Origin of the sequence: Salinicola sp. DM10, from assembly GCF_017306975.2 — a bacterium.
Classification (GTDB): Bacteria; Pseudomonadota; Gammaproteobacteria; order Pseudomonadales; family Halomonadaceae; genus Salinicola.
Map to the genome: position 1 here is coordinate 507,864 of NZ_JAFLEN020000002.1, position 18,329 is coordinate 526,192.

General features: G+C 67.2%; 19 protein-coding genes. 9 read left to right on the forward strand and 10 right to left on the reverse strand.

Annotation, left to right across the window (positions count from 1 at the left end; translation table 11 throughout):
* Positions 1-2 precede the first annotated feature (2 nt).
* Positions 3-4,073, forward strand: a complete 4,071-nt coding sequence (locus J0A90_RS10950; RefSeq protein ID WP_207037324.1) for a YhdP family protein — start codon at positions 3-5, stop codon at positions 4,071-4,073.
* Between the two features lie 59 nt (positions 4,074-4,132).
* Positions 4,133-5,587: a metalloprotease TldD gene (gene tldD, locus J0A90_RS10955; RefSeq protein WP_207037325.1), complete on the forward strand. Its 1,455-nt coding sequence runs from the start codon at positions 4,133-4,135 to the stop codon at positions 5,585-5,587.
* 39 nt (positions 5,588-5,626) lie between these two features.
* Here the strand turns inward: tldD and yjgA are convergent, their stop codons facing one another.
* Positions 5,627-6,118 (reverse strand): ribosome biogenesis factor YjgA, encoded by a 492-nt coding sequence (gene yjgA / locus J0A90_RS10960; RefSeq protein ID WP_207037326.1) that lies wholly within the window; start codon positions 6,116-6,118, stop codon positions 5,627-5,629.
* 102 nt (positions 6,119-6,220) lie between these two features.
* Here yjgA and pmbA point away from each other — a divergent pair, with 102 nt between their 5' ends.
* Entirely contained in the window at positions 6,221-7,561 is a 1,341-nt protein-coding gene (pmbA, locus tag J0A90_RS10965; RefSeq protein ID WP_207037327.1) for a metalloprotease PmbA, read from the forward strand.
* A 103-nt stretch (positions 7,562-7,664) separates the two neighbouring features.
* Here pmbA and J0A90_RS10970 read toward each other — a convergent pair whose 3' ends face one another.
* The 9 genes from J0A90_RS10970 to J0A90_RS11010 all read right to left on the reverse strand — a co-directional run bounded on the left by J0A90_RS10970 (position 7,665) and on the right by J0A90_RS11010 (position 14,331).
* On the reverse strand, positions 7,665-7,940 hold the full coding sequence (locus tag J0A90_RS10970) for an HPr family phosphocarrier protein (protein ID WP_207037328.1): 276 nt from the start codon (positions 7,938-7,940) through the stop codon (positions 7,665-7,667).
* Positions 7,927-8,841 (reverse strand): RNase adapter RapZ, encoded by a 915-nt coding sequence (gene rapZ / locus J0A90_RS10975; protein ID WP_207037329.1) that lies wholly within the window; start codon positions 8,839-8,841, stop codon positions 7,927-7,929. Before rapZ ends, J0A90_RS10970 begins: the two co-directional genes overlap by 14 nt.
* Positions 8,842-8,848: 7 nt before the next feature.
* Entirely contained in the window at positions 8,849-9,328 is a 480-nt protein-coding gene (locus J0A90_RS10980; protein WP_035473898.1) for a PTS sugar transporter subunit IIA, read from the reverse strand.
* A 10-nt stretch (positions 9,329-9,338) separates the two neighbouring features.
* Positions 9,339-9,647 carry a ribosome hibernation-promoting factor, HPF/YfiA family gene (hpf, locus tag J0A90_RS10985; protein WP_035473830.1) on the reverse strand — a complete coding sequence of 103 codons (309 nt, stop codon included), beginning with the start codon at positions 9,645-9,647 and terminating at the stop codon, positions 9,339-9,341.
* 115 nt (positions 9,648-9,762) lie between these two features.
* Positions 9,763-11,187 carry an RNA polymerase factor sigma-54 gene (locus J0A90_RS10990; protein ID WP_233076709.1) on the reverse strand — a complete coding sequence of 475 codons (1,425 nt, stop codon included), beginning with the start codon at positions 11,185-11,187 and terminating at the stop codon, positions 9,763-9,765.
* A gap of 204 nt (positions 11,188-11,391) precedes the next feature.
* On the reverse strand, positions 11,392-12,117 hold the full coding sequence (gene lptB, locus J0A90_RS10995) for an LPS export ABC transporter ATP-binding protein (protein WP_035473826.1): 726 nt from the start codon (positions 12,115-12,117) through the stop codon (positions 11,392-11,394).
* A gap of 31 nt (positions 12,118-12,148) precedes the next feature.
* On the reverse strand, positions 12,149-12,679 hold the full coding sequence (gene lptA, locus J0A90_RS11000; protein WP_207037331.1) for a lipopolysaccharide transport periplasmic protein LptA: 531 nt from the start codon (positions 12,677-12,679) through the stop codon (positions 12,149-12,151).
* Complete coding sequence (gene lptC / locus J0A90_RS11005; protein ID WP_207037332.1) at positions 12,676-13,272, reverse strand: LPS export ABC transporter periplasmic protein LptC; 597 nt, start codon at positions 13,270-13,272, stop codon at positions 12,676-12,678. The genes lptA and lptC overlap by 4 nt, the downstream gene beginning before the upstream one ends.
* 81 nt (positions 13,273-13,353) lie before the next feature.
* Positions 13,354-14,331, reverse strand: a complete 978-nt coding sequence (locus J0A90_RS11010; RefSeq protein WP_207037333.1) for a KpsF/GutQ family sugar-phosphate isomerase — start codon at positions 14,329-14,331, stop codon at positions 13,354-13,356.
* Positions 14,332-14,719: 388 nt separating this feature from the next.
* On the opposite strand from J0A90_RS11010, the gene J0A90_RS11015 reads away from it, so the two are divergent.
* From J0A90_RS11015 to J0A90_RS11040, 6 genes are all read left to right on the forward strand, one after another.
* The gene (locus tag J0A90_RS11015) at positions 14,720-15,535 is read left to right on the forward strand and encodes an ABC transporter ATP-binding protein (RefSeq protein WP_207037334.1); all 816 of its coding nucleotides are present in this window, start codon (positions 14,720-14,722) and stop codon (positions 15,533-15,535) included.
* The gene (mlaE, locus tag J0A90_RS11020; protein WP_106420493.1) at positions 15,532-16,314 is read left to right on the forward strand and encodes a lipid asymmetry maintenance ABC transporter permease subunit MlaE; all 783 of its coding nucleotides are present in this window, start codon (positions 15,532-15,534) and stop codon (positions 16,312-16,314) included. Before J0A90_RS11015 ends, mlaE begins: the two co-directional genes overlap by 4 nt.
* Complete coding sequence (gene mlaD, locus J0A90_RS11025) at positions 16,311-16,772, forward strand: outer membrane lipid asymmetry maintenance protein MlaD (RefSeq protein ID WP_035473816.1); 462 nt, start codon at positions 16,311-16,313, stop codon at positions 16,770-16,772. The genes mlaE and mlaD overlap by 4 nt, the downstream gene beginning before the upstream one ends.
* A gap of 20 nt (positions 16,773-16,792) precedes the next feature.
* Positions 16,793-17,455: a phospholipid-binding protein MlaC gene (locus J0A90_RS11030; RefSeq protein ID WP_207037335.1), complete on the forward strand. Its 663-nt coding sequence runs from the start codon at positions 16,793-16,795 to the stop codon at positions 17,453-17,455.
* The gene (locus J0A90_RS11035) at positions 17,452-17,817 is read left to right on the forward strand and encodes an STAS domain-containing protein (RefSeq protein ID WP_207037336.1); all 366 of its coding nucleotides are present in this window, start codon (positions 17,452-17,454) and stop codon (positions 17,815-17,817) included. The genes J0A90_RS11030 and J0A90_RS11035 overlap by 4 nt, the downstream gene beginning before the upstream one ends.
* A 239-nt stretch (positions 17,818-18,056) precedes the next feature.
* Positions 18,057-18,311 (forward strand): BolA family protein, encoded by a 255-nt coding sequence (locus J0A90_RS11040; RefSeq protein ID WP_106420490.1) that lies wholly within the window; start codon positions 18,057-18,059, stop codon positions 18,309-18,311.
* Positions 18,312-18,329 lie beyond the last annotated feature (18 nt).

Consider the following 18,329-nt stretch of genomic DNA (forward strand, 5'->3'; position numbering starts at 1 on the left):
CGATGAGCCCGCTGCGCGTCACTCTTCGCTGGCTGCTCACGCTGGTCGCCGTGCTCGCTCTGATGCTGGCGCTGGTGGTCAGCGGGGTGCGCCTGCTGGCCTGGCAGAGCGAGCGTCTGGCGCCGCCGCTGATGGATTGGCTCGATTCGCGCCTGGAGACCCAGGGCAGCCTCGGGGGGCTTTCGCTCTCGCTGGCGCGCCTCGACCCGACTCTGGGTATCGACGACCTCGAGCTCGAGAGCCAGGGCGGCCAGCCGCTGCTGCAGGTGGCGCATGCCCAGGCGCGGCTCGACAGCGTTGCCAGCTGGCATCAGCGCGCGCCGGTCTTGGCGCCGGCGACGCTCGAGGGCCTCACGCTGCATCTCTATCGCAGTGCCGAGGGGGGCTGGGGATGGCCCGACGGCGCCGGCAGCCGCTGGTTCGGCGGCGGCGAAAATGCTGGGGCGACGGCACCCGATCTCGACCGCTGGCTCACCTGGCTGGCCCAGCAGCAGGCGACGCTCGACGACCTGACCCTGGTACTGCACGCCGAGGGCGAGACCCGCGCGCTGACGCTGTCGCAGCTCGATCTGAGCAGCCGCGACGGCGAGGCATCTTTGGTCGCTCGCCTGGCCGGGGCGGAGGGAGATCAGCGGGGCGAGGGTTCGGCAGCGAAGTCGGACGAGGCGACGCCAGCGGACGCTCCGGACGCGGGGCGGCTGCATCTCTCTATCGAGTCCGCTGGGGCGGGCGCCAGTGGTGGGAGCCGGGGGCCCGTGGCGCGCTTCGAGAGCCGGCTCGATCTGGGGGCGCTGACGCCGCTGCTGAACCTGCTGACGCAGTCCTATCCGCGCACGCTGACGACGCTCGACGGCGAGCTTTCGGCCGGCGGCGAGTGGCGCGACGGTGGGCTGCGCCAGGCACGCCTGGCTCTCGACGTGCCCTCGCTACAGGTCGTCGACAGCAGCGATGGCAAGACCCATGGCTTGCACGATATCGGCATCAAGGGCGGGCTGACCCGGGATGCCGACGGCCAGTGGCAGGCCTGGGCCGACGACCTGCGTCTGGCCCAGGCAGAGGGCGCGCAGGCGGCGGCGAGCACTGGCGGCAACGCAAACGGCGCGGACCTTGCCACGGATACCACGCCGCTGCCGAGCTGGCCCCAGCGTCTGCAGGCGCGCTCGACGCCCCAGGGCTGGTGGTTGCGCACCACGCCCTTCGCCCTCGGCGGCATGGCGGCGTCGCTGCGCCAGTTGCCACTGCCCGAAGCGCTACTCAAGGCGCTGCGCAAGCTCGAGCCGCAGGGTCGGGTGGACGGTCTGGAAGTGGGGCGTGATGCCGGCGAGTGGTATGCCCAAGCGGCACTCACCCGGGTCGCGGTCTCGGCCTGGGACGACGCCCCGGGCGGTGGGCCCTTCGACGCCTGGGCGACCTTCCGTGGGCGCGGTGGCCGGGTGACGTTCTCAGGCGGTGCGGATACTCGCTTCGTGATCCCCTCGGTGTATGCCGAACCGCTCGACCTTTCCGCCGCCAGCGGGGTGATCGACTGGCACCTGACCCATGATGGCGTCGTGCTCAGCGGCGAGCATCTGCGTGCCGGGTGGCGTGGGGCCAGTGCCCGTGGGCGCTTCGGGCTGACTCTCTACCATGCCGAGCACAAGCCCGGCGCCTTCATGCTCGATCTCAGCTTCGCCGATGCCGATGCGCGGCGCACGCGGCTGTTGCCGTGGCTGCCGACACGCGCCCTCGACGACCCCGAGCTGATGCAGTGGCTGGGGGGCGACCTCGGCGGCGTGGTCACCCAGGGCCGCTTGGGGCTTTCGCTCACCCTGAGCAACAAGGAGGCGCCCGAGGGGCAGATGTTCTCCAACCCCGACGATCGCTTCACGCTGGCGCTGGATATCGCCGATGGGCGGCTGCAGTACGCCCCCGACTGGCCGGCGCTGGAGCAGGTCTATGGCCATCTGCAGATGCACAACATGAACCTGCAGGCACAGATCGACCATGCCACCAGCCACGGCCTGACCACCCGTGATGCCGAGGTCACGCTGGCCGACCGGCAGCTGGCGATCAACGGTGACGTCAGTGGCAGCAGCGCGGGCCTGCTCGACTTCCTCTCCCAGGCACCGCTCGACGACCTCAGCCGCACCTTCGGCCTGTGGCGCAGCCAGGGCAAGGTCGACGCGGCGCTTAGCATCGCGCTACCGATGACGCCGGACAGCGATGCCGAGAAAGATCTGAGTGTCGATGTCCAGGGTCACGCCGACATCGAGTCGCTGACCTTCCCGGAGCTGCAGTTGACCCTCGGCGGCATCAACGGCCCGCTGCACTACCGGCATCAGCAGGGCGAGGATTATCTCCAGGGAGAGCTTGGCGCTCGCGCCTTCGATGGCCCTTTGCTGGCGACCTTCGATATCGGCGGCGCCAAGGGCTCGGGTATCACCTTCGAGGGCCGCGCGCTGGCACGCGGGCTGCTCGGCTGGGCGGGGCTTGCGCGGGTCGGCGGGCTGGCCAGCGGCTTCTTTCCGTATCGGGCAGAGGTCTCCTTCGATGCCCAGAACAATGCCAGCCTCGCCGTGCGCAGCGATCTCGAAGGGCTTGCCATTCAGCTGCCCGCACCGTTCGGCAAGGCGGCCGGGCACCGCGAGCCGCTGGCCATCGATGCCGATATCGCCGCCGGCTCGGGTACGGTCACCCTGGCCGACTGGGGGCGTGCGCGCTGGCGGACGCTGGGCGAGCAGGTGCAGGGGCAGGTGTGGCTCGAGGGTTGGCCCGGGTCCGAGGCGGCGTGGCCCAGCGAGCCCGGCTGGTACGTGCTGTGGCGGCCCAACCGGCTCGATACCCGGCGCTGGGCCAGCGCGCTGACGTCACTGCAGGCGGCGCCTGAAGATGCCGCGCAGAAGCGCGAGGTGCCCACCGCGATCACCGACGACCTGGACAAGCCCGCGGCGGTGCCGGTCAACGATGGCGGCGGTTTGAAGCGGGTGGCGCTGGCGACGCCGTGCATCCTGGTCGAGGGGCGCTGCCTCGGTGGTATGCAGGCCGATGCCTCGCCTCTTTCCGGCGGCGGCTGGCAGCTATCGCTGGATGGCGAAATCGCCGCGGGCCGCGCGCGCTGGCAGCCGCGCGCCGAGGTGCCCATCGACGTGTCGCTGGCACGTCTCAACCTCGATGCATTGACGCCCAAGCCGGCTGAGGGTGGTAAAGACGCCGGGATGGGGCAGACGCTACTGAACCAGATCGAGACCGCGCCGCGGCCGATCGCCCTGCCGGACGGGCTGGCCCGGGTGCCGGCAGGGCAGGTGAAGATCGCGCGTTTCGAGCGTCAGGGCCAGCAGTTCGGGCCGCTGGAGACGCGCTGGCGTGCCGATGAGCGCGGCCTGACGCTGGACCCGCTGAAGCTGACACTGGGGGATATGGGCATCTCCGGCAACCTGCGCTGGGAAGCCGCGGGGAGCGCCAGCCTCACCCGCGCCAGCCTGCAGGCCGAAGGCAAAAATCTGGGTAGCGCCTTCGCCGCGCTGGACCAGCAGGTGCCGATCACCAGCGAGCGCGCCCAGGGGCGGCTGCAGCTGGCCTGGCCCGGGGCCCCGTGGCAGTTCGCGCTGCCGCTGACGAGTGGCCGGCTGGCGCTGGATCTGGGCAATGGCCGTCTGCGCCAGGTCCACTCCTCCTCGGCCAAGCTGGTGGGGCTTTTCAATCTCGACAATATCCTGCGCCGGCTCAAGCTCGACTTCTCCGATGTCACCAGCAGTGGCACCGCCTTCAACACGCTCAAGGGTAGCGCCACGCTTTACAACGGCGTGATCCAGAGCGACGGGCCGCTGGTGGTCGACGGCACCTCGACGCGCTTCACGCTATCGGGTAGCGTCGATCTCAACCGCCAGACGCTGGATCAGCGCCTGGGCATTACGGTGCCGGTGAGCCAGAACCTGCCGCTGGTCGCGATCATGGCCGGGGCGCCGCAGGTGGGCCTGGGGCTGTTCGTGTTCCATCAGTTGTTCGGCCAGTGGATCGACAACGTGACCCAGGTCCACTATCGCATTCAGGGGCCCTGGTCCGCGCCGGAGATCAGCGTGGAAAGCGCCCAATAATCCGGCAGCCGGCGCGTGCTCGGCGCGCGGCGCGGCTGCCACAATCGGGAAAACGCCCAATGACAGACATGAGCGAAAGCGCCTTGAAGCAGGCTTCGAGCCTGCTGCTGGCCCCGGGTGGCCTCGACCAGACGTCGCTGGACGCTGGGCTGGGGCACGCCATGGGGGCCGGTATCGACTACGCGGACCTCTTCTTCCAGCGCACCTGGCACGAGATGTGGGTGCTCGAGGATGGCGAGGTCAAGGACGCCAGCTACAGCATCGACGGCGGGGTCGGCGTGCGCGCGCTCTCCGGCGAGAAGACCGGGTTTGCCTACTCGAGCCAGATCAGCGCCGATGCGCTCGCCGAGACCGGCCGCACCGCCTCGGGTATCGCGCGCAGCGGCAGCCGTCAGTCGCCGCAGGCGGTGCAGGCGGTGGCCGCCAGCGCGCGCTACGCCGGAATCGACCCGCTCAGCGGGCTCTCCGCCGAAGACAAGATCGCCATGCTCAAACAAGCGGACCGCGTGGCACGCGCCGCCGACCCTGCGGTCTCCCAGGTCAGCGCCTCGCTGACCGGGGTGCATGAAGTGGTCCTGGTGTGCGCCAGCGACGGCACCCTGGCGGCGGACATTCGCCCGCTGGTACGTCTCAACGTCAATGTGATCGTGGCCCGCGATGGGCGCCGCGAGCGGGGCAGTGCCGGCGGCGGCGGGCGCTATGCGATGAGCCGGCTGCGCGACGCCGGTGTCGCCACCAGCTACGCCCGCGAGGCGGTACGCCAGGCGCTGGTGAATCTCGATGCGGTGGCGGCGCCGGCGGGCCAGATGCCGGTGGTGCTGGGCAGCGGCTGGCCCGGCATTCTGCTGCACGAGGCGGTGGGCCACGGTCTCGAGGGCGACTTCAATCGCAAGGGTAGTTCGGCCTTCGCCGGCCGCCTGGGCGAGCAGGTCGCGTCGCGCGGTGTCACCGTGGTCGACGATGCGACCCTGGCCGACTGTCGCGGCTCGCTGACGATCGACGACGAGGGTACGCCGGGTCAGTACACCCCGCTGATCGAGGATGGCATCCTGACCGGCTACATGCAGGACAAGCTCAACGCGCGGCTGATGGGCATGCAGCCGACCGGCAACGCGCGGCGCGAATCCTACGCCCACGTGACCATGCCGCGGATGACCAACACCTGCATGCTGGCGGGCAACGACGACCCCGAGGAGATCGTCAAGAGCGTCAAGCGCGGGCTCTATGCGGTCAGCTTCGGCGGCGGCCAGGTCGATATCACCTCGGGCCGCTTCGTGTTCTCGGCGTCCGAGGCCTATCTGATCGAGGATGGCCGTATCACCGCGCCGGTCAAGGGCGCGACCCTGATCGGCAATGGCCCCGAGGCGATGTCGCGGGTCTCCATGATCGGCAACGACATGGCCCTGGATACGGGGATCGGGGTGTGCGGCAAGGAGGGGCAGGGCGTACCCGTGGGGGTAGGCCAGCCGACGCTGAAACTCGACGAGCTGACCGTCGGTGGCACGGCGTCGTGAGTCACGCGCCGCGGTCGCCGGGCGGCCGCGGCGGGCGGCTCACAGCCCGACGGTGTCGCGGATCAGCTGGAACAGCTTGCGCGCGCTGGCCGGCGGCTTGCCGCGCTGGCGCTCGGTGCGGGCGTTGCGGATCAGCTGGCGCAGGGTCTGGCGGTCGACGTTGGGATGCGCTTCGATGAACGGCTCCAGCGCGCTGTCGTCATCGATCAGGCGGTCACGCCACTGCTCCAGGCGGTGGAAGGCGGCATTGCGCTGGACCTGCTCCTGGTCGATCGCCTCGAAGGCGGCGCGGATCGCCTCGCGATTTTCCTTGCGCATCACCTTGCCGACGTACTGCATGTGGCGCCGGCGCCCTTCGTGGGAGCGGATGCGCCCGGTCTCTTCCACCGCGGCAATCATCTCGTCGGAGAGCGGCAGCCGCGCGCGCACTGCGGGGTCGAGGGCGATGATGCGTTCGCCCAGCGCCTGCAGTTCCTGCATCTCTTTCTTGAGCTGTGTCTTGCTCGGGGGCGCAGCGTCCTCGAAAGTCATGTCATTACCATTTGCAGCGGGTCGGTGGCGCAGTATACCAGCCGCCGCCCGCTCGCCCAGGCCCGTTGATGCGGTCAGGGCACCATCGATCAGGAGTTTGCCATGAGTCAGGCCTTCGATGCCGCCGAACAGCAGTCACGTCTCGAGGAGCGGGCGTCCCGGGCGCTGGCGCTCGCCGCCGAGCTGGGCGCCGACGCTTGCGAGGTAGGGGCCAGTGTCGATCAGGGGATCGGCGTGGGGGTGCGTCTGGGCGAGACCGAGAGCGTCGAGCTCTCGCGCGATCAGGGCATCGCGGTCACCGTCTATGTCGGCCAGCGCAAGGGTAACGCGTCGTCCTCGGATGCCAGCGATGCCTCGCTGCGGGCGGTGGTCGAAAAGGCGATCGCCATTGCCCGTCATACCGGCGAGGACCCCGCCGCGGGGCTCGCCGATGCCGCGCTGATGGCCACCGAGCTGCCCGATCTCGATCTGCATCACCCCTGGGCACTGGATACCGATGCGGCTATCGAGCTGGCGCTGCGCTGCGAGCAGGCCGGCCGCGAGCGTGCGGGTATCACCAATTCGGAGGGTGCCAGCCTGTCATCGACCGAGGCGGTGACGGTCTACGCCAACAGCCACGGTTTTCTGGGCAGCCGCCGCGGTACGCGTCACTCGCTGTCGTGCCTGCTGATCGCCGGCAGCGGCGAGCGCATGCAGCGTGACCACGACTTCACCACGGCGCGCCGGGCGAGCGATCTGGCCAGCCCCGAGCAGGTCGGGATCAGCGCCGCCGAGCGTACCCTGCGCCGGCTCGATGCCCGGCGCCCGCGCACCGGCCGCTTCCCGGTGCTGTTCGCGCCGGAGATGGCGCGCGGGCTGGTGGGTAACCTGCTCAACAGCATCGCCGGTGGGGCGCTCTATCGTGAGTCCTCGTTCCTCTGCGATCAGCTCGGCGCGACGCTGTTCCCCGAGTGGTTCTCCCTCGGCGAGCATCCGCGCGAGCGTGGCGGCCTGGCGAGTGCCGCCTTCGATGGCGACGGCGTGGCCACCCGCGACAATGTCTTCATCGATCAGGGTCGTCTGGCCAGTTATATGCTGTCGGCCTACAGCGCTCGCCGCCTCGGCCTGCACACCACCGGCAACGCCGGCGGCGCGCGCAACGTGCGCATCCAGGCGCCGACCAATGAGCTTGCAGCGCTGATGCGTCAGATGGGCACCGGGGTGATGGTCACCGAGATGATGGGCCAGGGGCTCAACCCGGTCACCGGCGACTATTCGCGCGGGGCGGCCGGGTTCTGGGTGGAAAACGGCGATATTTCGCATCCGGTGGAGGAGTTCACGGTCGCCGGTAACCTGCGCGAGATGTTCGCCGCCTTGCAGGGCGTGGGTGACGACATCGATCGCCGCGGCAGCGTGCATACCGGCAGCTGGCTGGTGGATGGGATGACGCTCGCCGGCCAATAAGAGCGGGGTAGCCAAAGGGGAGTAGGCCCGTGAGCGCGGGCCTGTTGAGCACGGAGATATTGAGCGCGGGGCTATTCGTCCTCGTGGCTATTCGTCCTTGTGGCTATTCGTCCTCGTGGAAGCGGGCGTCGAACAGCGCGGTGATCGCTTCCATCGCCGGTTCCGCGTCGTCACCCTCGGTGACGATCACCAGCGGGGTGCCGCAGGGCGCGGCCAGCATCAGCAGCGACATGATATTGGCGGCATCGGCGATACGGTCGCCGTGGTGCACCGCGACCCGGGCGGTGAACGGCTGACAGCACTGCACCAGTTTGGTCGCGGCGCGGGCATGCAGGCCGCGGCGGTTGGTCAGCCGCAGTTCACGTTCACGCTTGGGCATCACCACCCCGCTCGGCCGGGACGTCGTCGGATAGGGCGGTATGCACCCCGAGCTCGCGATGGCGCAGGCGGATGTCGACGTCGTCGTGACGGAAGTGGTGCGCCAGACGCTCGATCAGATAGACCGAGCGGTGATGGCCCCCGGTGCAGCCCACCGCGACTGTGAGATAGCTGCGGTGGCTGGCCAGATAGGCCGGCAGCCAGCGGATCAGCCAGGCATGGATATCGCCGGCCATGGCGTGGACGTCGGGGTACTGCTCGAGAAAGCTGACGATCTCGTCGTCGCGACCGTCGAACGCGCGCAGGTTCGGGTCCCAGAAGGGGTTGGGCAGGCAGCGCACGTCGAACACCATGTCGGCATCCAGCGGCACGCCGCGCTTGAAGCCGAACGACTCGAAGGTCAGCGTGAGGCGCCCGCCGCTGTGGCGCGCCACCTGTTCGCTGATGCGCGCGCGCAGATCGTGGACCGACAGGCCGCGGGTATCGATCACCAGATCGGCGACCCGCCGGATCGGCGCCAGATAGACCTGCTCGTTGTCGATCGCCTCGGCCAGCGTCATGTCATTGCCGCGGGTCAGCGGGTGGCGGCGGCGGGTGGCCGAGTAGCGCTCGAGCAGCACCTTGGCATCGGCGGTGAGATAGACCACCTGGGTATCGATGCCACGCTCGCGCACACCTTCGAGCAGCACCGGAAAGCGCTCCAGCGCCTCCGGCAGATTGCGCGCATCGATACTCACCGCCACGTTGGGCCGCGAGGGCGGCGCGGACCTGAGCTCGTCGATCAGCGGCGCCAGCAGGTTGGCCGGCAGGTTGTCGATGGCGTAGTAACCGAGATCCTCGAGCGCCTGCAGCGCAATGGATTTCCCCGACCCCGAGCGGCCGCTGATGATGACGAGTCGCATGCAGTCCCTATCCGTCTTCGCTGTCCTGGTGATGGCGGATGGCGTCGACCAGCGTGTCGTGGAGCGCGCGCTGCGAGCCGGCCTGACGCAGCTTCTGGCGCACGCTGCCTTGATTCATGATGCCGGCGACCTCGGCCAGCAGCGAAAGATGGGCATCGTCTGCCTCCTCCGGGACCAGCAGCACGAACACCAGATCCACCGGCTCGCCGTCGATGGCATCGAAGTCGATGGCATCCTCGAGGCGCATGAAGCCGGCCAACGGCGTCTTGCAGTGCGGGCTGCGCGCGTGCGGAATGGCGACCCCGTTGCCGATGCCGGTACTGCCCAGGCGCTCGCGCCCGATCAGGCGGCTGAACACCTCCTGACTGTCCAGGCTGGGCGTATTCTGGGCGATGAAGGTGCTGAAGAATTCCAGCAGACGCTTTTTGCTGCCCCCCGTCACACCGTAGAGGGTGCGTTCGGGGGGCAGAATGGTTTCCAGAGTGATCATCGGGGAATTAACGGGCGCCTGCGCCTTGCGCGCGGGCCTGTGCCTTCTCTTTGTGTTTGACCAGCTGGCGATCCAGCTTGTCGGTCAGGGCGTCGATCGCGGCATACATGTCGATGTCGCTGGCTTCGGCATGTATGTCGCCGCCCGCTGCGTGTAGCGTGCAAGCCGCTTGCTGACGCTCTTTCTCGATGCTCAACGTCACCTGAACGTTGGTGATGTTGTCGTAGTGGCGCTCCAGACGTGCGAGTTTCTCGTCGACGTAGTCCCGCAGGGCGTCGGTCAGTTCGACGTGATGGCCGGTGACGTTCACTTGCATGGCGCGCTCCTGTTGCGGCTTATGTGGCACCTCTGATTGTAACCCTTTTCTCCGCGCTGCAAAGGGATCGCGGGCGATTGATCGCCGCGGGCTGGCGTGAATTCTAAAAGTCCATTCAAGACAGTCGCTTGCGTTCGCTGGAGGCGGGGATGCCCATGGCCTCGCGATACTTGGCCACGGTGCGCCGGGCGACACTGATGTCGGCCTGCGCCAATAGCTCCACCAGCTTGCTGTCGGAGAGCGGCTTGCGCGGCGACTCCTCGCCGATCAGCTTTTTGAGGCGTGCCCGAATCGCGGTGCTGGAGACGCTGTCGCTCTCACCGCGCTGGCCCACCTGGCTGGAGAAGAAGTACTTGAGCTCGAACACCCCGCGCGGGGTGTGGATGAACTTTTGCGTGGTCACCCGCGAAATGGTGGATTCGTGCATGTCGACGCTGGTAGCGATGTCGGCCAGGATCAGCGGTTTCATCGCCTCTTCGCCGCGCTCGAGGAAGTCGACCTGGCGCGCCATGATCTCGCGACCCACTCGCAGCAGGGTGTCGTTGCGGCTGGAGAGGCTCTTCATCAGCCAGCGTGCCTCCTGCAGGTGCTGGCGCAGGAAGGTGTTGTCGTCGCTCTTGTCGGCGCGCCGGATCAGCGCGGCGTAGTCGGGCTGGATGCGCAGCCGCGGCAGTGCCTCGGCATTGAGTTCGATGCGCCAGCCGTCCTGAGTCAGGCGGGCCACCAGGTCGGGAATCACATAGTCCTGCTGGCCGTGGTCGAAGGCCTGGCCGGGGCGCGGGTCGAGGGTGCGAATGGTGGCGACGACGCGCTCGAGTTCGGCGTCGTCGAGGCGCAGGCGGCGCTTGAGCTGGCGTCGGTCGTCGCCGGCCAGCGCCTCCAGGAACTGGCGCACCAGCCGCTTGGCCTGGGGCAGCAGCGGGGTGTCAGCGGGCAGGGCGCCGAGCTGCAGTAGCAGGCATTCGCGCAGGTCGCGGGCGCCCACGCCGGTGGGGTCGAACTGCTGCAGCCGCAGCAGCATGCGTTCGACATCGGCGCTGGTGACCGCCCCCGGGTACTGCTCGCGCAGGCCCGCGGTGAGCTCGTCGAGCGTGCCGTCGAGGTAGCCGTCGGCATTGATGGCATCGATCAGGCACTCGCCGATGAGGCGCTCCTGGGCGTCGAATTCGCCCATGGCGAGCTGCCAGTTGAGATGGTCGTGGAGCGTGGTGTCGGCTGCGTTGCGCTCCAGGTCCGGCCATTCGTCGGCGCTGGCCGGGGCGGCGCTGGGGGCGATGTCCTGGTAGGTATCGCTCCACTCGCTGTCGAGGGCGAGCTCCTCGGGGATGTCGCTGGCCCACTCCGCCTCGGGCGTCTCGCTGACTGCCTGCTCGGCGTACTCTTCGTCCAGCTCGAGCATGGGGTTGGTCTCGAGCGCCTGCTGGATCTCCTGGCGCAGATCGAGCGTCGACAGCTGCAGCAGCTGAATCGCCTGCTGCAGCTGTGGCGTCATCGTCAGTTGGGCGCCGACGCGCAGTTGCAGTGAAGGTTTCATGGACATGGCATGGACACGCAAGGGGGCGGCGGTGGCCGCCGGTCGATAGGATGCCCTTACGTTACTGACTGCCTGCGGGGGATGCAACGCTTTGAGCGCTAACTTTATGCAAGAATTATGCCACGGTGCGTTCGGATGGGGCGTTGGTGGCTTCGAGAGGGAGCAGCCCGCTGCGGTGACGCAGCGGGCTGGGAAGGGGGCGGCGCGACCTTAGAGGCGGAACTCGTGCCCCAGATAGACATCCCGCACCCGCTGGTTGTCGAGAATCGCTTCCGGGCGCCCCTCGGCGATGATCTGACCATCGCCGACGATGTAGGCGTTGTCGCAGATATCCAGCGTTTCGCGCACGTTGTGATCGGTGATCAGCACGCCGATCTCGCGATCGCGCAGCTGGCGGATGATGTTCTTGATATCGCCCACCGAGATCGGGTCGACCCCGGCGAAAGGTTCGTCGAGCAGCACGAAGGCGGGCTCGGTGGCCAGTGCCCGGGCAATCTCCACCCGGCGCCGCTCGCCACCGGAGAGCGACATGCCCAGGTTGTCGCGGATATGGTCGACGTGGAAATCGCCCAGCAGCTGCTCCAGGCGCTCGCGGCGCCCGGCGCGGTCGAGATCCTTGCGCGTCTCCAGGATGGCCATGATGTTGTCGGCGACACTGAGCTTGCGGAAGATCGAGGCCTCCTGCGGCAGATAGCCGATGCCGGCACGGGCGCGCTCGTGCATCGGCGCGCGGCTCAGGTCGCGATCGTCGATATGCACGCTGCCGGCGTCGGATTTGACCAGCCCCACGATCATGTAGAAGGAGGTGGTCTTGCCGGCACCGTTGGGGCCGAGCAGGCCGACGATGCTGCCCTGGCGCAGGGTCAGGCTGAAGTCATGGACGACTCGACGCCCCTTGTAGCTCTTGGCCAAGTTGGCGGCCGTTAGCGTTTTCATCGCTTTCTTCCTTGCCTCGCGAAAGGGCGCGTCACTGGGTCTGCTGACGTGGCGTGAGCGTCATGCGCACGCGGCCGTCACCGCTGCCGTCGCCACTGGTGCTGGAGCGCGCGTTGACCCGGCGCGAGTTGAGATAGTATTCGACGTAGGCGCCGTCGAAGGTATCGCGTGCCTGATGCAGCTCGGCGTTGCCGATCAGCTCCACCCGGCGCTCGGCGGCGTGATAGACGATCTTGTCGCCCCAGCCCTTGACCAAGGCTTCATCGGGTGCAGGCTTCTGCTCCAGATAGGCGCGCTCGCCACCGCCGCCGGTGGCGGTCACCAGGCTCACTTCGCCATTCTTGCCGCGCTTGATCTCGACCCGAGCGGCCTTGAGCTGCATGCTGCCCTGCTGCATGTCGACCTTGCCGGTGTAGACCGCGGTGCCTTGGCGATCGTCGAGTTCGAGCTGGTCGGCGGCGATCTCGATCGGCGCCGCGGCATCGCTCTCCAGCGCCAGGGTGGGCAGGCTGGAGAGTCCCAGTGCGGTCAAGACCAGCAGTTGGCCGAGTTCTCGCCTCATGATCCTTGATCCTTAGGTTGCTGTGGCAGGCGGCCCTGCACGTTGTCGGTCAGACGCATGCGATTTTCATTGATCCAGGCGTCGAAACGATCGCCGCGCATGGTCTGGTTATGCTGACGCAAGACGGAGGAGGTGTCACTCCAGGCGTGCGCGCTACGGTTGTCGTAGTGAAGCGTCTGGGTCTCCAGGCTCCAGGCGTTGGCCGGTTGCACCAAGCGTGCGTTGCCTTCGAGGGTGAGCAGGTTGCCGTTCTCGGCCAGCTGGCCGCGGTCGCCGGTGATCTGCCACTCGCGCTGATCATCGTCGATCAGGTAACCGTGTGGCTTTTCGGCCCGGATTACGTCGTCGGCCGGGGTGTGCACCATGCGCGGTGTGTCGAGCCGCTGATAGGCGCGGCCCTGCTCGTCGAAGCGCGTCATCTGCGCGTCTTCCAGGAAGTAGTCGGGTTCACCGGCGGGGTCGCTGGGCGCCGGTGCCGGGGCGCGCTCGTTGCGCTGGTCGAGATAGGCGAGCCCGCCGCCGAGGGCCAGCAGCAGGGCCAGCAGGCCGAGGCGGCGCCACCAGGGGGAGCGAGTTCGTGGCGTGGCTGTCACGCGATCTCCTTTGTCGTCATCGAGTTCGACACTGGCATCGGGTTCGACCCGGCATCGGCATGGGCGCGAGCAGCGGCTATTTCAGATCACGCCGCTGCGCAGCAGGTCGTGCATGTGCAGGGCGCCGATCGGGCGGCCCGCCTCCACCACCGCTAGGGCGGTGATCATGTTGTCTTCCATGATGCGCACCGCTTCGGCGGCGAGCATGTCCGGCGTCGTCGTCTTGCCGCCGCGGGTCATCACGTCATCGACCTTGAGCAGGTCGAAATCGCCGCGCTGGTCCAGCGTACGGCGCAGGTCGCCGTCGGTGTAGACACCGACCAGGCGCTGATGTTCATCCACCACACAGGTGAAGCCCATGCCCTTGCGGGTCATCTCCAGCAGCGCCACACGCAGGGGGCTGCCGGCGGGCACGCAGGGCAGCCGCTCGCCACCGTGCATCAGATCGCTGACGCGCAGCAGCAACCGCTTGCCCAGGGTGCCGCCGGGGTGTGATAGCGCGAAGTCCTCGGGGCTGAAGCCGCGCGCCTCGAGCAGCGCCAGGGCCAGGGCGTCGCCCATCGCCAGGGCGGCGGTGGTCGATGAGGTGGGCGCGAGGTCGTGCGGGCACGCCTCGCGCGAGACGCCGACATCGATGTGCACGTCGCTGTAGCGGGCCAGGGTCGAGTGGGAGCGGCCGGTGAGACTGATCAGCGGGGCGCCCAGACGCTTGAACAGGGCGATCAAGCCGGTGATCTCCTGGGTCTCGCCGGAGTTGGAGAGGGCGATCACCACGTCACCTTCGGTGACCATGCCCAGGTCGCCGTGGCTGGCTTCGCCGGGGTGCAGATAGAAGGCCGGCGAGCCGGTGCTGGCGAAGGTGGCCGCCATCTTGCGTGCGATGTGTCCGGACTTGCCCATACCGGTGACGATGATCCGGCCGCTGCACTCGAGCAGCGTGCGGCAGGCGTGATCGAAGCTTGCATCGAGCTTGTCGATCAGCTCGTTCAAGGCCTGCTGCTCGAGGGTGAGCGTGCGCCGGGCGCTGGCGCGAAAATCGAAGGTGGCGTCTGGGGTCATGGTCCTGATCTGTCGTCCTGCTTTGTGTCGTCCTGCTTTATCGTTCTGCGATGTCACGCTGCGTGGCCGTAGCCGATGAGGGGGTGTCATCGGTAAAGAGCCGTAACCGGTGAGGCGTCGGCTGGTGTACCCCTATCGGCTGTCTTGTCCCTTTGGACTGTCTTGCCCCTTATCGGGTGGCACTCGCTTATCGGGTGGCGCTCGGGTGCGGACACGCTAGGGTTGGAGCAGTATAACGTCGATCGTGCGCTCTTGTTATCGCGCAGGGCGGATAGGCCTCGCTGGCGGCGAGTCAGGATCGTGCCCGACGATGTGCATGGCTGGCCGCTTTCCGCCAGGTTAGGATACAATGTTCGATAATCTATCGAACCTGAGTGGTGGAGGGTGCATGAATGACCCGATGATGGTCGAGGTCAAGGATCTGCATTTCGCCCGCGGCAGCACCGAGGTGTTTCGCGGTGTCGATCTGCAGATTCCGCTCGGCAAGATAACCGCCATCATGGGGCCGAGCGGCACCGGCAAGACGACCTTGCTCAAGCTGATCGGCGGGCAGTTGACGCCGGATCGCGGCCAGGTGCTGATCGGTGGTCAGGATGTTCATAAGTTGCCGCGGCGTGCGCTGTTCAAGCTGCGTCGACGCATGGGCATGCTGTTCCAGAGTGGCGCGCTTTTCTCCGATCTGGATGTGTTCGAGAACGTGGCCTTTCCGCTGCGCGTGCATACCGAGCTGCCCAACGCCATGATCCGTGACATCGTGCTGATGAAGCTGCAGGCGGTGGGGCTGCGGGGCGCGCGCCACCTGATGCCGTCGGAGCTTTCCGGTGGCATGGCGCGACGGGTGGCGCTGGCGCGGGCGGTGGCGCTGGATCCGGAGCTGGTGCTCTACGACGAGCCCTTCGTGGGCCAGGACCCGATCTCGATGGGGGTGCTGGTGCAGCTGATCAAGAAGGTCAATCAGGCGCTGGGGCTGACTGCCATCGTGGTCTCCCACGATATCAAGGAGACACTCTCCATCGCCGACTATGTCTATATCATCGCCGACGGCAAGGTGATGTCCCACGGTACGCCGCGGACGCTGGACGTCGACGAGGACGCCCACACGCGCCAGTTCGTCCACGGCGAGCCCGACGGGCCGGTGCCGTTTCACTATCCGGCGCCGGATTTCTATGACGATATCCTGGCGCCCGCGGGGCAGTTTTCATGATCGATCGTATCGCCGCACTGGGCCGGGGCACGCTCGACGTGCTCATGGCGATCGGGCGCGCCGGGCTCTTTCTGGTGCAGTCCGTGTTCTGCCTGCCTTCGCGCGAGGGGTTCTACCTGTGGGTGCGCCAGATGCACTTCGTAGGTGTCATGTCGGTGGCCATCGTGCTGGTCTCGGGTCTGTTCATCGGCATGGTGCTGGCGCTGCAGGGTTACACCATCCTGGTCGGGTTCGGTGCCGACGAGGCGCTGGGTCAGATGGTGGCGCTGTCACTGGTGCGTGAGCTGGCACCGGTGGTCGCGGCGCTGCTGTTCGCCGGTCGCGCCGGCTCGGCGCTGACCGCCGAGATCGGCCTGATGAAGGCCACCGAGCAGCTCACCAGCATGGAGATGATCGGTGTCGATCCGCTGCGCCGGATCGTCGCGCCGCGGCTGTGGGCCGGCTTCGTGTCGCTGCCGATTCTCACCGTGATCTTCGCGGTGGTCGGTATCTGGGGCGGTCATCTGGTCGGGGTCGACTGGCTCGGCGTCTATGACGGTTCCTACTGGAGTAACATGCAGGACAGCGTCGACTTCGTCGGCGATGTGCTCAACGGCATGGTCAAGAGTCTGGTATTCGGCCTGGTGGTGACCTGGATCGCGGTGTTCCAGGGTTACGACCTGGTGCCCACCTCGGAAGGCATTTCCCGCGCGACCACCCGTACGGTGGTCTACGCTTCGCTCGCGGTACTGGGCCTCGACTTCGTGCTCACCGCGTTGATGTTTGGAGATTTCGGATGAAGCGCAATAGCGTCCTCGAACTGGGTGTCGGTCTGTTCATGCTGGCCGGCATCCTGGGGCTGGTGTTCCTCGGGCTGCGGGTGAGTGGCCTGGGCGTCGGCGTACCCCAGAATACCTTCACGCTGACGGCCAACTTCGCCAACATCGGCGGGCTGCGCCCGCAAGCGAAAGTGACCATGTCGGGCGTGCGTATCGGCAAGGTGACCGATATCGAGCTCGATCCCAAGTGGTTCGATGCCAAGGTCACCATGCAGATCGATTCGCAGTTCGACGGCAAGCTCTCCGACGACACCACGGCGGCGATCCTCACCGCCGGGCTGCTCGGTGAGCAGTACGTCGGCCTGACCGTAGGTGGGTCGCCCAAGATGTTGCACGATGGAGACGTCATTCACGACACCCAGCAGGCGCTGGTGCTGGAGCAGTTGATCCAGCAGTTCGTGTCGAACATGGCCAAGTGATCGCAGACAAGGAGTCGATGATGAACGCAATTCGCTTTTACCGCCGCTACGCCGGCGTCGTGACCGCTCTGATGCTGGCGCTGTGCGCCGTGATCCCGACCGCGCAGGCGCAGACTCAGACGCCCACCGAGGTGATCCGTCAGAGCGTCGATTCGCTGATGTCGGAGCTCGAGGGCAAGAAGGATTACTACGCTCAGCACGAGGACGAGCTGGCTAAGCTGGTCGATAGCAACATGGCGGATGTCGCTGACTTCCGTTATATCGGTGCCAGCGTGATGGGGCGCTACTTCCGGGCGGCGACACCGGAGCAGCGTTCGCGCTTCGTCAAGGTGTTCCGCAAGACGCTGATCGATACCTACGCCAAGGGCCTGGTCACCTTCGACTACAAGACCCTGCGTGTGAAGGACGCCGAGGACGCCGGTCGCTACGAGGACCAGGCCTCGGTGCCGGTCGAGGTGGTGTCGACCAGCGGCAAGACCTATCCGGTCAGCTTCACCCTGCGTCAGAGCGACGGCCAGTGGAAGGTGATCAATGTGATCGTCAACGGCATCAACCTGGGGCTGACCTTCCGCAACCAGTTCGATCAGTCGATGCGTGACAATGATCGCGACTTCGACAAGGTGATCGACAACTGGGCGCCGAAGGTCGACACCGATCAGCTCGAGAAGGGTGGCGATTCGTGAGTCTGCTGCTCGAGCGTGAGGACGCCACGCTGGAGGTGGTCGAAGGTAACGTGCTGACCATCCGCGGCGAGGCGGACTTCGACAGTGCCGGCCCGCTGGCCCAGGCGGGCCGGCACTGGCTGGCAGACCAGCCGGCCGAGACGCAGGTCTCTTTCGATCTGACCGCGGTGGAGGTCGCCAGCAGCGCCGTGCTCAGCGTGCTGCTGGTGTGGGTGCGCAGCGTGCAGAAGCACTCGCTGCACCTGGAGCGGGTGGCGCTCTCGCGCCCGCTGCGCCGGCTGATGGATATCACCGAGCTGGGGCCGCTGCTGCCAGCCCGCGAAACCACCTGCCGCGAAGACGAGGCGCCCGCCGCGTCCTGAGCAAGCCTCAGGCGATGCCTCGAGTGATAGACCCTCGAGTGATAGACAGAGACGCGGGCGCCTCGGCGCCCGCGTCTCTATTTATATCTATCTACTCCTGTCGATAGCCCCGCTTTGGTGACTGATCTGGCTTGCATCGTTTTTGCCTGCCTGGGACGTCGCCAGGGCAGGGCGTTTTCCGCTACCATATGCCGCTTTCCCTGCGCATCCGGCGCAGCAGTCATACGGGAGCCGAGTCTATGCAACCCAGCGACGTCAAACGTCTGCTCGAAGATCGAATCGACGGCTGTGAATTCCATATCCAGGGCGAGGGCTGCAACTTCCAGGTCGTCGCCGTGGGAGAAGTCTTTGCCGATCTCAACAAGGTCAAGAGCCAGCAGCTGATCTACGCCGCCCTCTCCGACGAGATCGCCTCGGGCGCGCTGCACGCCATCACCATCAAGACCTTCACCCCGGCGCAGTGGGCCGAGGCGCCGGAAAACGCGGGGTTCTGATCGCCTCCGCCGCCACGG

What these genes read in the sequence shown, in the direction of transcription:
- mlaD (WP_035473816.1), top strand. Translation starts at nt 16,311, where the DNA reads ATGAAGCGCAATAGCGTCCTCGAACTGGGTGTCGGTCTGTTCATGCTG.
- tldD (WP_207037325.1), top strand. Translation starts at nt 4,133, where the DNA reads ATGACAGACATGAGCGAAAGCGCCTTGAAGCAGGCTTCGAGCCTGCTG.
- lptA (WP_207037331.1), bottom strand. Translation starts at nt 12,679, where the DNA reads ATGAGGCGAGAACTCGGCCAACTGCTGGTCTTGACCGCACTGGGACTC.
- J0A90_RS11040 (WP_106420490.1), top strand. Translation starts at nt 18,057, where the DNA reads ATGCAACCCAGCGACGTCAAACGTCTGCTCGAAGATCGAATCGACGGC.
- mlaE (WP_106420493.1), top strand. Translation starts at nt 15,532, where the DNA reads ATGATCGATCGTATCGCCGCACTGGGCCGGGGCACGCTCGACGTGCTC.
- J0A90_RS10990 (WP_233076709.1), bottom strand. Translation starts at nt 11,187, where the DNA reads ATGTCCATGAAACCTTCACTGCAACTGCGCGTCGGCGCCCAACTGACG.
- J0A90_RS11015 (WP_207037334.1), top strand. Translation starts at nt 14,720, where the DNA reads ATGAATGACCCGATGATGGTCGAGGTCAAGGATCTGCATTTCGCCCGC.
- J0A90_RS10970 (WP_207037328.1), bottom strand. Translation starts at nt 7,940, where the DNA reads ATGCCCAAGCGTGAACGTGAACTGCGGCTGACCAACCGCCGCGGCCTG.
- lptB (WP_035473826.1), bottom strand. Translation starts at nt 12,117, where the DNA reads ATGAAAACGCTAACGGCCGCCAACTTGGCCAAGAGCTACAAGGGGCGT.
- rapZ (WP_207037329.1), bottom strand. Translation starts at nt 8,841, where the DNA reads ATGCGACTCGTCATCATCAGCGGCCGCTCGGGGTCGGGGAAATCCATT.
- hpf (WP_035473830.1), bottom strand. Translation starts at nt 9,647, where the DNA reads ATGCAAGTGAACGTCACCGGCCATCACGTCGAACTGACCGACGCCCTG.
- yjgA (WP_207037326.1), bottom strand. Translation starts at nt 6,118, where the DNA reads ATGACTTTCGAGGACGCTGCGCCCCCGAGCAAGACACAGCTCAAGAAA.
- J0A90_RS11030 (WP_207037335.1), top strand. Translation starts at nt 16,793, where the DNA reads ATGAACGCAATTCGCTTTTACCGCCGCTACGCCGGCGTCGTGACCGCT.
- J0A90_RS10950 (WP_207037324.1), top strand. Translation starts at nt 3, where the DNA reads ATGAGCCCGCTGCGCGTCACTCTTCGCTGGCTGCTCACGCTGGTCGCC.
- J0A90_RS11010 (WP_207037333.1), bottom strand. Translation starts at nt 14,331, where the DNA reads ATGACCCCAGACGCCACCTTCGATTTTCGCGCCAGCGCCCGGCGCACG.
- pmbA (WP_207037327.1), top strand. Translation starts at nt 6,221, where the DNA reads ATGAGTCAGGCCTTCGATGCCGCCGAACAGCAGTCACGTCTCGAGGAG.